Genomic DNA, 12,043 nt, shown 5'->3' on the forward strand with positions numbered 1-12,043 from the left:
CGCGCGCTCGGGCGGTGGCTCGCCGCACGCGTCGGCAAGGCGTCGCGCGACGCCCCGCACGTCGGCGGCGAGCCGGTCGTTCGCCGCCCGCCGCCGCGCCGCCGCGTCCGCGAGCAGACCGCGGAGGTCGTCGAGCCCCTGGCCCGTGCGCGCCGAGACGCCGAGCACGCGAGCGTCGCCCAGCCCGTCCTCGGCCGCGAGCCGCCGCAGGTCGGCGAGGCACGCGTCGGCGTCGGCGGGCGTGAGCCGGTCGACCTGGTTGAGGACGAGCACGACCACCGCGTCGTGGCCCGCGAGCGGGCGCAGGTACCGCTCGTGGAGCGCGGCGTCCGCGTACTTCTGCGGGTCGACGACCCACACGAGGAGGTCGGCGCGCTCGACGAGCCGCTCGGCCCGGACGCGGTGCTCGACGACGACCGAGTCGTGGTCCGGGAGGTCCAGCAGCACCAGGCCGCTCGTCACCTCCCCCGCGCGGCGACCCCGCAGGAGGCCGCGCAGGCCCCCGGGGCGCGCGTCGCCCGGGTCGCCCGACGTGAGCGGCGTGCCCATGTCGTGCCGGCGGCGCACCTCCAGCCAGTCGAGCAGCGGGCCGACGCCCGACGCCGCGGGCGCCCCGCCGCTCGCGGCGTTCGTCGCGCCCCAGACCGCGGCGAGGGGGTGCGACGTCGTGGGTCGCTGCACCCCGACCGTCGCGAGGTCCGCGCCCGCGAGCGCGTTGAAGACCGACGACTTGCCCGAGCCGGTCGCACCGGCGAGGGCGACGACGGTGTGGTCGGCCGAGAGCCCGGCGCGCTCGCGCACCCGGGCGACGACGGTTCGCGCGTCCGTGAGCAGGTCCGCGTCGAGGCGGCCCTCGCCCGCACGGACGGCGGTCTCGAGCGCGGCCGTACGCGCCGCGAGGTCGATCGTCACGCGCGCTCACCCCCGAGGAGGCGGCGCCAGAACCCGGGGCGGCGCGTCTCCTGCGGGCCCTCGTCCGGGCTCGCGTCGTCGGGCTCGCCGGGCGCCGGTGCGCTCCACCCGGCGCCGCGCAGCAGCCGTGCCGCGTGGCGTCCGGGGGGCGCGTGGTCGGGGGTACGGCTGGGGCCTCGCGCGGCGCGCTCGGCGCGGGCGGCGGTCTCGACGCCGCGTGCCGCCTCGCGCACGGACCGCGCCGACTCGTCGGCGTCCGCGGTGCCGAGCGCGTCGAGCTGGGCGGTGTAACGGCGGGCCTCGTCGTCGAGGACGGACCGGACGCGCTCGGCGAGGCGGTCGCGCGCGGTCCGCGTGAGGCGTCGCACGGCGTCGTCGCCGAACACGGCCTCGAGGAGCTTCTGCGCGAGGATCGCCGTCCCGCCCGCGATCCCGACCTCGGCGCCCGTGAGCCCCCCGGTCGACGCGAACACGACGACCATGAGGCTCAGGCCGAGGCCGTTGATCCCGAAGGACAGCGCGCGCGCCGCGCCGCGCTTGCCCGCCCCCTGCTCGCGCACGAGCGCGAGGACGTCCGACTGCCAGCCGCGGATCTCGTCGGCCACGCGGGCACGCACGCCGGCGGAGGAGCGCGCGAGGTCGAGCCCGTCGAGCAGGGCCGTGCCCGCCGGGTCGGCACGCCACCCCCCGTAGGCGCGCTCCGCCGCGGCGTCCGTCGCCTCGAGGACCACCGCCTCCAGGCCGTGCGCGATCGCCTGCTCGACCTGCGGCGCCTGCGCCGGCCGGCCGCGGAAGAACGCCGCGAGCGCGTCCCGCACGCGCCCGACCCCCTGCTCGACGGACCGGAAGATCTCGCTCGTCCCCACGAAGTCCTGCCACCGCGCCAGCACCTCGCCCCGCAGCAGGGCGCCGTCGCTCGTGGCGGCGTCCACGGTCGCGGCCGCCTCGTCGTACGCGCGCTCGACGACGCCCCGGAGCCGCGCGTCCGACGTCGCCTGCGCGTCGGCGGCGCCCGCGACGAGGACCGCGCGGCGGACGAGGTCGTCCACGACGCCGTCGCGCGTGGCGGTCGCGACCCGGTCGCGCGCGTCACCGTCGGCCCCGAGCGCGGAGAGCCACGACGCGACCTCGGCGACGGCGTGCTCGGGGAGGAAGCCGTCGACGAGGTCGGTCTCGCCCACGACGAAGAGCGGCGCGGCGTCGAGCGCGTTCTCGTCCATCATGCGGCGCAGGTCGTCGGCGACCGCCTCCGCCCCGGGGTCGACCCGGTCGAGCACGATCGCGACCTGCGCGCGGCGCTCGGCCGCACGGTGCAGCAGGTCCCACGGGACGGCGTCGGCGTACCGCGCGGCGGTCGTGACGAAGAGCCACAGGTCCGCGGCGGCGAGGAGCTGCGCGGCGAGCTCGCGGTTCGCCGTCTCGACGGAGTCGACGTCGGGCGCGTCGACGAGCGCGAGCCCCTGCGGCAGGGCGTCGCTCGCGACGAGCCGCAGCGTGCGCGTCGGGTCCGACGGCGTGGTCGGCTCCCCGGACCCGGAACCGGGTCCGGTGCCGGTGCCGGTCACCGTGCCGCTCGTCGTGCCGGTCGCGGTGGCCGTGGAACGTGCGCCGTGCTCGCTCACGCGCGCGAGGCCCGGCAGCACGCGGTCGGTCGAGAACCAGCGCTCGTCGAGCGGGTGGTGGACGAGGACGGGTGCGCGCGTCGTGGGGCGCAGCACGCCGGGCGCGGACACGTGCTCGCCGAGCAGGGAGTTGACGAGCGTGGACTTGCCCGCGCCCGTGGACCCGCCGACGACGACGAGCAGCGGCGCCGCGTGCGAGCGCAGCCGCGGCAGCAGGTAGTCGTCGAGCTGGTGCACCGCGAGGCCGAGGTCCTCGCGCGCCGCGGCCGCGCCCGGGAGGTCCAGCGGCAGGCGAACGGCCGCGAGCCGGCTGCGGAGGATCTCGAGCGACTCGACGAGCCCGGCCGTCGCGGCGGCCCCCGCGGCCACCGCACCGCCAGGGCGGGGTCCGATGGTCGCGTCGGGTCCCTCGGCGTCCTGCGCCGACGCGCCGGGGCGGCCCGCGTCGTCTCCCAGGTCACCGGTGGCCGTCATGCGGCCAGTCTGCCGCAGCGCCGCTGGTCAGGCCCGAGGTGACACGGCGGGTCGTCCGATCGCCCCCGCGGGCGGACGCGTCCGGCCCGAGGTGGCACGGCGGGTCGTCCGATTACCCCGCAGGCGGACGCGACGACGCCGGGCGGGGTGCGTCCCCGCCCGGCGTCGTGGGCCCGACCGTCCGGTCCGGTCAGTCGCGCGTGAGCTTGCGGTACGTCACGCGGTGCGGGCGCGCGGCGTCGGCACCCAGGCGCTCGACCTTGTTCTCCTCGTACGACGCGAAGTTGCCCTCGAACCAGTACCAGTTCGCCGGGTTCTCCTCCGTGCCCTCGTACGCGAGGATGTGGGTCGCGACCCGGTCGAGGAACCACCGGTCGTGGGACACCACGACGGCGCAGCCGGGGAACTCGAGCAGCGCGTTCTCGAGCGAGCCGAGGGTCTCGACGTCGAGGTCGTTCGTCGGCTCGTCGAGCAGCAGGAGGTTGCCGCCCTGCTTGAGCGTGAGCGCGAGGTTGAGACGGTTGCGCTCACCACCGGACAGCACGCCCGCGGGCTTCTGCTGGTCCGGCCCCTTGAACCCGAACGACGCGACGTACGCGCGCGACGGGATCTCGACGTTGCCGACCTTGATGAAGTCGAGGCCGTCGGACACGACCTCCCACAGCGTCTTCTTCGGGTCGATGCCGCCGCGCGACTGGTCGACGTAGGAGATCGACACCGTCTCGCCGACCTTGAGCTCGCCGCCGTCGAGCGGCTCGAGCCCGACGATCGTCTTGAACAGCGTCGTCTTGCCGACGCCGTTCGGGCCGATGACGCCGACGATGCCGTTGCGCGGCAGCGTGAAGCTCAGGCCGTCGATGAGCTGGCGGCCGTCGAAGCCCTTCTGGAGGTTCGTCGCCTCGAGGACCACGTTGCCCAGGCGCGGGCCCGGCGGGATCTGGATCTCCTCGAAGTCGAGCTTCCTCGTGCGCTCCGCCTCGGCGGCCATCTCCTCGTAGCGGGCGAGGCGCGCCTTCGACTTCGTCTGGCGGCCCTTCGCGTTCGAGCGGACCCACTCGAGCTCGTCCTTGAGGCGCTTGGCGAGCTTGGCGTCCTTCTTGCCCTGGACCTGCAGGCGCTCCTGCTTCTTCTCCAGGTACGTCGAGTAGTTGCCCTCGTACGGGTAGAGGCGGCCGCGGTCGACCTCGCAGATCCACTCCGCGACGTGGTCGAGGAAGTAGCGGTCGTGCGTGACGGCGAGGATCGCGCCGGGGTACGTCGCGAGGTGCTGCTCGAGCCACAGCACGGACTCGGCGTCCAGGTGGTTCGTCGGCTCGTCGAGCAGCAGCAGGTCCGGCTTCTCGAGCAGGAGCTTGCACAGCGCGACGCGGCGGCGCTCACCACCGGAGAGCACGGACACGTCGGCGTCCGGCGGCGGGCAGCGCAGCGCGTCCATCGCCTGCTCGAGCTGGGAGTCGAGGTCCCACGCGTCGGCGGCGTCGATCGCCTCCTGGAGCGTGCCCATCTCCGCGAGGAGCGCGTCGAAGTCGGCGTCGGGCTCGGCCATGAGCGCGGAGATCTCGTCGAAGCGCTGCTTCTTGGCGAGGATGTCCGCGACCGCCTCCTGCACGTTGCCGAGGACCGTCTTCTCCTCGTTGAGCGGCGGCTCCTGGAGCAGGATGCCGACGCTGTAGCCCGGGGACAGGCGCGCCTCGCCGTTGGAGGGCGTGTCGAGGCCGGCCATGATCTTGAGGATCGTGGACTTCCCGGCGCCGTTGGGGCCCACGACGCCGATCTTGGCGCCGGGCAGGAAGTTCAGGGAGACGTCGTCGAGGATGACCTTGTCTCCGTGCGCCTTGCGCGCCTTGTACATGGAGTAGATGAACTCAGCCACAGCCTGTCGTTCCACCGTTTCGGTCGGGAGCGTTCGGGATTCGTCGACCACTCAGCCTACGCGGTCGAGCCGCCGGGACGCGTCCCGCGACGCGGTGTCCCGTCGCCGGACCCGCCCCGGGGGCGTCGCGCGCGCTCAGCCGGCCGTCGCTGCCGCGACCGCGACGTCCGGTCCCGCGTCCGGTCCCGTGTCCGGTCCCAGGTCCGCGTCGGCCTGCGCCACGGACGCCCACGGGTCCCGGGGCGCGAGACCGTCGTCGGTCTCCGAGCCGCCCGGGAGGTCGCGGGCGGAGCCGTCCCGCGCGTCGTCGTCGGCGTTCGGCGCACCGGTCTCGTCGTGCTCGCGGCCCGCGTCGCCGTCCGGCGCGCCCGTCCCGTCCTCCGCCCGCCGCTCGACGTCGCGACGGTGCACGGTGCGCGCGAAGCGGGCCTCCCCGAGGGTGAGGTCGGGGCCGAGCGCCGTCGCCTCGACGACGAGGCTCGTGCGCGGGCCGAGAGGGCCCTCCCACTCGTCGAGCGAGAGCCGGCCCGTGACGACCACCGGGTCGCCCTTGTGCAGCGAGACCGCGACGTTGCGCGCCGTGGCCTTCCACACCTTGACCGTGAACCAGAGCGTGCGGCCGTCGACCCACTCGCCGCGCTCGCGGTCGAGGTACCGCCGCGTCTGCGCGATGCGGAAGCTCGTGAAGTCGTTCCCGGACTCCGAGCGGAACAGCGTGGGGGTCGTCGCGACGAAGCCGGACAGGGTGACCGTGACGTCACCGGGCATGGTGCCTCCTGGGGTCGACGGCCGGGCTGGTCCCGGCCACCGCCTCAGGGTGCGGCGGGCGCGGTGCCCCCGTCCGGCGTCGTGCCCTGCCCTGTGGACGCCGGCGCGCCACCCGGGGCTGTGGGTAGCCGTAGCGCCCCGGTGAGCGGCGCCGCGGGCGCCTTGTCGCGTGCGGACTGCGCGAGCTCGCGGACCTGCCGGTGGGTGTCGAGGAGCGCCTGCGTGGGCTTGCCCATCGCGTCCTGCACGACGCGCTCGATCGCGCCCCGCCCCGAGGCGAGGACCTGCTGCTCGCGCCGCCGCGCGAGCGCGCGCCGCACCTGGAGCGCGACGAGGAACGCGATCACCGCGCCCAGGACCGCCACGGCCGCGACGACCGCGCACACCGTCACGAGCGTGCGCCCGAGGTCGAGGACGCGCAGCGAGCCGAGCACCGCGAGGACGCCCGCGACGACCCCCACGGCGAGCGCCGTCCACGCCGCGCGGCGCGTCGGGCGCGCCGACGCCGGGCCGCGCGTGTCGAGCGGGATCTTCGCGAGCGCCGACCGCGTCGCCTCGGCGACCCGGTCCGCGGGCGCGACGGCCTCGTCGAGCGCCTTCTGCCAGCCCGGACGCAGCGACCGGCCCGCGCGGGCGAGCCAGCGCGAGCGGGACAGCGCGACGGCGTCGGGCTGCGGGGGCGAGAACTCCGGGCGCCCGTAGCCGTTGCGCACGGCCGCGCCGACCTGGCCCGCGACGGCGGCGAGGCCGGTCGCCTCGGCCAGCGCGCCGACCTCCTCCTCGACCGCGGTGCTCATGGTCCACGGCACGTCGCCCGGCAGCTGCTCCAGCAGGAGCGCGCCCGCCCGGTCGAGCTCGCCCGCGACCCGGCTCGCGGCGACGCTGCGCCGCGCGACCGCCTGCTCCAGCAGGGAGCGCAGCTCGCCCAGCCCCTCGCCCGTGCGCGCGGAGACGGTCGTGACGTAGACGCCGTCGAGCCCGTCCTCCTCGAGCAGGCGGCCCATGTCCTCGACGAGCGACGCCCGGCGCGCCTCGGGCACGGTGTCGATCTGGTTGAGCGCCACGACCATCGACCCCTCGAGCCCGGTCGACTTCTGCAGGTAGCCCGAGTGCAGCGCGTCGTCGGCGTACTTCTGCGGGTCCACGACCCACACGAGGAGGTCGACGAGCGGGAGCACCCGGTCCACGACCGCGCGGTGCGCCGGCTCGATCGAGTCGTGGTCCGGCAGGTCGAGGAGCACGAGACCGCCGAGCGCGGACTCGTCGTCCGCGTCGAGCTCGCCGTCGCGCGTGATCCGGCGCTCCGGGTCCACGTCGAGCCAGTCGAGCAGCGCCGTCGCGGCGTCGCTCCACGAGCAGGCCGTGACGCGCGCGGTCGTCGGACGCTTGACCCCGACGTCCGCGAAGTCGAGGCGCGACACCCGGTTGAACAGGCTCGACTTGCCCGAGCCCGTGCCGCCCGCGAGCGCGACGACCGTGTGGTCGACGCCGAGCGCGAGGCGCTCGCGCACGCCGGCGATCGCGTCGCGCACCTGCGCCGCGACCACGGGGTCGAGGCGGTCCCCCGCGAGGTCCACCGCGCGCGCGAGGTCGTCGGCCCGGGCGCGCAGCTGGGCGTCGTGGGACGTCACATGAGCCTCCTCAGCTCGGCGAGTCGGAGTCGGAGCCCGACGGCGGCGTCGGCCGCGAGAGCGGGGTCGTCGAGGGCCGTGAGCACGGGCTCGACCTCGCGCTCGACCATCGTCGCGGCACGCTCGGCGAGGTCGTCGCGCAGCGCGGCGAGCGCGTCCTCGCCCGTCGCGGCGAGGACGGTCCGCACGAGGCGGGCCGCGTCGTCGTTGCCGGCGGCGCCCGCGAGGAGCAGCGCGGCGAGACCGGTCTCCCCGAACGCCTTGACGGCCGCGCGGGCGGCGTCGGCGGCCGTCGGCGCCGCGAGCTCCGCCACGACCTGCTCGGCGCGCCGCGACCACTGGAGCACCTGCGTCGTCGCGGAGGCCTCGCGCCGCGCGGCGGCGTCCTCCTCGGCGGGCAGGACGTCGGAGGCGCCCGGGAGCGGGCGCTCGCCGTCGAGCGCGGCGCGCAGCGCCTCGTGGCCGAGCACGCCGTCGGCCGCGAGGGTGCGGCGCGCGGCCTCGCGCGTCTCCTCCAGCAGCGGGGCGAGCACCTGCTCGCGCGCGCGGCCGCGGCGCTTCGACGAGCGCACGACGCCGCCGCGCACCGTGACGCGGTCCACGCGCCCCGCGCCCGTGACCTGCGCCCAGCGCGCCTCGAGCGACCCGCGCGCGACCGCGCCGTCCAGCACGGCCGCCCGGGCGGCGTCGCGCACGGGCGGGACCGCCCGCTCGGCCGCGGTCCGCAGCACGGCGGCCGCCTCGACCTGCTCCTCGACCGCGTCCGAGACGCCCGTGACCCACGCCGGGAGCGCGGAGAGCGACCCCTTGAGCGTGCGCGTGATGACGGCGCGCGAGCGGTCCGGGCCCGCGAGCATCGTCAGCCAGCGCGCGACGGGCGCCACGACCGAGCGGTCGAGCAGCCCCTCGTGCGGGCCGACGTCCGGCACGACGAACAGCGGCGTGCCGTCCATGCCGTGGTCGCGCAGACGCTGCAGCAGGTCCCCACGGATCGTCGTGAGCGTCTCGCGCGGCACGCGGTTGAGCACCATCGCGACGCTCGCGCCGCGCTCCTTCGCGCGCGACAGCGCCTGCCACGGCAGGGCGTCGCCGTACCGCGACGCCGTCGTGACGAACAGCCACAGGTCCGCCGCCTCGAGCAGCAGGCTCGCGGTGTCGCGGTTCTCCGACAGGAGCGAGTCGAGGTCCGGCGCGTCGAGCAGCCCCGTCCCGCGCGGCACGCCGTCGTGGTCGATGACGCGCGCCACGCGCGTCACGGGACCCTCGACGATCACGTCCGCGTCGAGCGGGTTGAACGCGAGCACCGGCTCGCGCGTCGTCGGGCGCAGCACGCCCGCCTGCGACACCTCCTCGCCGAGGAGGGAGTTGTACAGCGTCGACTTGCCCGCGCCCGTCGACCCCGCGATGACGACGATCGCCGGGGACGACAGCTCACGCAGCCGCGGCAGCAGGTGCTCGTCGAGCTGCGTGACGAGACGGCGGCGCGACGCCTCCGCCTCGTCGGCGCCGTCGATCGCGAGCGGGAGCTCGACGTCGGCGACGTCGCGGCGCAGGTCGCGCGCGACGTCGTAGACCGTGACGCCGAGCTCCTCGGTCGCCTGCGCGGGCCTCCACGAGCCCGGCGACCGGCCGGTCGCGGGGGCGCTCGCGTCGCTCGTGGCGGCGTCTGGAGTTCTCACTGGTTCATAGTGACCTCTGCCGGGGGCCCCGCCAAACGCACGCGCCGCGCGGTGGACAACCGCCCCACCTGCACGTCCGTCACCAGGCCCTCGACCTCCCGAGCACGCCCGCCTCCCACTACGATGGGCGCGCGCCTCGATAGCTCAATGGATAGAGCAACGGCCTTCTAATCCGTAGGTTGCAGGTTCGAGTCCTGCTCGGGGCACCACCGCTCAGCCGAACGACGACGCCGTCGCCCGGTCGACCTCCACGAGGTAGGCGTGCCGCTCCTCCCCGCGCGGGTAGGGGCCGCCGGTGTAGAGGACGGAGAGCCGGTCGACGACCGCCCAGCCCGCGTCGCCGTCGAGCACCTCGACGACGCGGCCGCGCAGGGTCGCCGTGACGTACGGGTTCCCGGTCTTCGTCACGGACACGGCGACGCGCGGGTCGCGCGCGAGGTTGCGGGCCTTGCGCGAGCCGGGCCCGGTGAGGAAGGCGAGCCGGCCCCCCTCCCAGCCGACCCAGAGCGGCACGACGTGCGGGCCGCCGTCGGGCAGCACGGTTGCGAGGTGCGCGACGTGCGGGCCGGCGACGAGCGCGCGCGCCGCCTCGGGCACGTGGGCGGGTCCGGGGGCGGGGGCGTCGATGCTCATGGTGGTACGACCCTCGGGCGGGCGCCGACTCATCGGAACTCGTGGGCGCTCCCGGACGTCGTGCCAGGCATGGGGAGTTCTCACCCTCCCGGACCCCGGAAAGGGTAAAGATCAGGCCACCCGTCGTAGATATACTCGCCCGACCGGCGCAGGCCGGTTCCGCCCGGTTCGCCCGGGTCGAGGGGCGCTCGCGAGGGCGGCCCCACCAGCCACCGACGGCGTACGACGGCACGCACGAGCGAAGGACCGACATGACCGAGGCAGCACCGCTCCAGCCCCCCGCCCCGACCGAGACGCTCACGCTCAGCGCCCCGGAGCCCGTCAAGCCCGTCGCCGCCACGCAGGCCCCGTCGCTCGCGCCGCGCATCGACGAGGCGGCGATCCCGGGCCTGGAGTCGAAGGTGTCGTCGTACCTCGACCAGCTCCTGTCGACGGACACGCGCTCCCCCGAGTTCGCCGCCAAGGCGGACGACGTCCGCAAGATGGGCGACAAGGACATCCGCGCGGCGGCCGACGTCTCCAACCGCATGCTCGAGATGCCGGTCAAGGAGCTGCGCGAGGGCGGCGTCTCCGACAGCTCGAAGGTGAGCAAGTCGCTGCTGGAGCTGCGCCGCACGGTCGAGGACCTCGACCCGAGCGAGGCGAGCGTCGGCAAGAAGTTCCTCGGCCTCATCCCGTTCGGCGGCAAGATCCAGGACTACTTCCGCCGCTACGAGAGCTCGCAGAAGCAGCTCAACGCGATCGTCCAGTCGCTCTACAACGGCCAGGACGAGCTCCGCAAGGACAACGCCGCGCTCAACCTCGAGAAGCAGAACCTCTGGGACTCGATGGCGCGCCTCAACCAGTACATCTTCATCGCGGAGCGCCTCGACACCGAGCTCTCCACGAAGATCGCCGAGCTCGAGGCGAGCGACCCGGACCGCGCGCAGGCGCTGCGCGAGGACGTGCTGTTCTACGTGCGCCAGAAGCACCAGGACCTGCTCACGCAGCTCGCGGTGTCCATCCAGGGCTACCTCGCGATGGACATCATCATGAAGAACAACGTCGAGCTCATCAAGGGTGTCGACCGCGCGACGACGACGACGGTCTCGGCGCTGCGCACGGCCGTCATCGTGGCGCAGGCGCTCGCCAACCAGAAGCTCGTGCTCGACCAGATCACGGCGCTCAACACGACGACGTCGAACATGATCGCGTCGACGTCGAAGATGCTCGCGGACCAGTCGGCGGGCATCCAGCAGCAGGCCGCGAGCGCGACCGTCGGGCTCCCCCAGCTCCAGCAGGCGTTCGCGAACATCTACGCGACGCTCGACTCGATCTCGACGTTCAAGACGCAGGCGCTCGACTCGATGGCGCAGACCATCGGCGTGCTCGAGACCGAGACGACGAAGGCGAACGAGTACCTGGACCGGGCGCGCCGCTCCGACCAGTCGCAGGCGGGCAACGGCTCGCTCGACATCGGTCGCCTGTGACGCCCGCCCCGGGCTCCTCGCACCCGACCGCACGCGGCGACCGCCGCACCCGCACCCGCACGACAGATCGGACCCCGAGCTAGATGGGCTGGTTCTCCGACGTGATCGGCCGCCTCGGCGGCCGGTCCCCCGCGCCCGAGCCCGAGTACGAGGTGCCCGCCCCGCCGACGTCCGCCGAGATCCTCGCCTCGGTCGAGCGCGTCGAGCAGCAGATCGAGGGGCGCGTGCCGCCCGCGGTCACGGCGCGCGTGCACCGCATCACGGGCACGGTCGAGGAGATGGTGCCGCGCCTCGACCGTCTCGGCGGCGGGTCGCAGCAGGCGCACACCGTGGTCGCGACCGCGACGAGCTACCTGCCGGAGGCCGTCGGCGCGTACCTGCGCCTGCCGCGCGACTTCGCCGACCGCCGCGTCGTCGCGCAGGGCAAGACGTCGCTCATGCTGCTGTGCGACCAGCTCGACCTGCTCGGCGTGACGCTCGACAAGATCTCGGACGCCGTCTCGCGCGCCGACGCCGCGGCCCTCGTCGCGCACGGGGCGTTCCTCGCGGAGAAGTTCCGCGACTCGTCGATCGCGCTCGACCCGGGGGCGGGCCAGGGCACGCCGCAGCCGCCCGCGGGACCCCCCGCGGAGCCCGGACGGCTGGAGGCGCCGTGACCGACCACGTGACCCCGAGCCTGGCCGCGGCGCTCGACGCGCTCGACGCCGCGGCCCGTGCCGCCGGCGTCGACGAGGAGGCCGCGCGCGACGAGGGCGCCCGGCTCGCGGCGGCCGTCGCCGAGTCGTCCCCGGGCGCGCCTGCCGCGTGGCTCGCGGCGCTCGGCCACGACCCCGCGGCGACGGGCGCGTTCTTCACCGCGGCGTCGAGCGCGCGCCGGTGGCGCACCTCGCCCACGGACGTCCTCGCCGCGCTCGGCGCCGCGCGCTCGAAGCACGCCGCGGCGTACGGGCAGGCGCTCGCCGACGTCGCCCGCGCCGCCGCG

9 protein-coding genes, 1 tRNA gene and 1 pseudogene are annotated in these 12,043 nt (G+C 75.5%); 4 read left to right on the forward strand and 7 right to left on the reverse strand.

Annotated elements, in window-relative coordinates; all coding sequences use genetic code 11:
- From GJV82_RS18365 to GJV82_RS18390, 6 genes are all read right to left on the reverse strand, one after another.
- On the reverse strand, positions 1–912 hold a 912-nt coding region (locus GJV82_RS18365; RefSeq protein WP_318657818.1), incomplete at its 3' end, for a GTPase.
- Positions 909–3,008, reverse strand: coding sequence for a dynamin family protein (locus GJV82_RS18370; RefSeq protein WP_155100218.1), 2,100 nt, complete (start codon positions 3,006–3,008; stop codon positions 909–911). The genes GJV82_RS18370 and GJV82_RS18365, both read right to left, overlap by 4 nt.
- A gap of 190 nt (positions 3,009–3,198) precedes the next feature.
- Complete coding sequence (ettA, locus tag GJV82_RS18375; protein WP_024842184.1) at positions 3,199–4,881, reverse strand: energy-dependent translational throttle protein EttA; 1,683 nt, start codon at positions 4,879–4,881, stop codon at positions 3,199–3,201.
- 135 nt (positions 4,882–5,016) lie between these two features.
- On the reverse strand, positions 5,017–5,649 hold the full coding sequence (locus GJV82_RS18380) for a single-stranded DNA-binding protein (protein ID WP_155100219.1): 633 nt from the start codon (positions 5,647–5,649) through the stop codon (positions 5,017–5,019).
- 44 nt (positions 5,650–5,693) lie between these two features.
- Complete coding sequence (locus GJV82_RS18385) at positions 5,694–7,280, reverse strand: ABC transporter (protein ID WP_318657819.1); 1,587 nt, start codon at positions 7,278–7,280, stop codon at positions 5,694–5,696.
- Positions 7,277–8,959 carry a GTPase gene (locus tag GJV82_RS18390; protein WP_318657820.1) on the reverse strand — a complete coding sequence of 561 codons (1,683 nt, stop codon included), beginning with the start codon at positions 8,957–8,959 and terminating at the stop codon, positions 7,277–7,279. The genes GJV82_RS18385 and GJV82_RS18390 overlap by 4 nt, the downstream gene beginning before the upstream one ends.
- A 133-nt stretch (positions 8,960–9,092) precedes the next feature.
- Here GJV82_RS18390 and GJV82_RS18395 point away from each other — a divergent pair.
- Positions 9,093–9,168, forward strand: a tRNA-Arg gene (locus GJV82_RS18395).
- 4 nt (positions 9,169–9,172) lie between these two features.
- On the opposite strand, the gene GJV82_RS18400 is transcribed toward GJV82_RS18395, so the two are convergent.
- The gene (locus GJV82_RS18400) at positions 9,173–9,592 is read right to left on the reverse strand and encodes a PPOX class F420-dependent oxidoreductase (protein ID WP_155100220.1); all 420 of its coding nucleotides are present in this window, start codon (positions 9,590–9,592) and stop codon (positions 9,173–9,175) included.
- 251 nt (positions 9,593–9,843) lie between these two features.
- On the opposite strand from GJV82_RS18400, the gene GJV82_RS18405 reads away from it, so the two are divergent.
- From GJV82_RS18405 to GJV82_RS18415, 3 genes and pseudogenes are all read left to right on the forward strand, one after another.
- Positions 9,844–11,061 (forward strand): toxic anion resistance protein, encoded by a 1,218-nt coding sequence (locus GJV82_RS18405; protein WP_115942317.1) that lies wholly within the window; start codon positions 9,844–9,846, stop codon positions 11,059–11,061.
- A gap of 83 nt (positions 11,062–11,144) precedes the next feature.
- On the forward strand, positions 11,145–11,717 hold the full coding sequence (locus tag GJV82_RS18410; protein WP_024842177.1) for a hypothetical protein: 573 nt from the start codon (positions 11,145–11,147) through the stop codon (positions 11,715–11,717).
- Positions 11,714–12,043: pseudogene (locus GJV82_RS18415) on the forward strand (AAA family ATPase); the annotation flags it as partial. The gene GJV82_RS18410 and the pseudogene GJV82_RS18415, both read left to right, overlap by 4 nt.

The organism is Cellulosimicrobium composti (assembly GCF_009711085.1).
In the GTDB taxonomy this organism is placed as follows: Bacteria; Actinomycetota; Actinomycetes; order Actinomycetales; family Cellulomonadaceae; genus Cellulosimicrobium; species Cellulosimicrobium composti.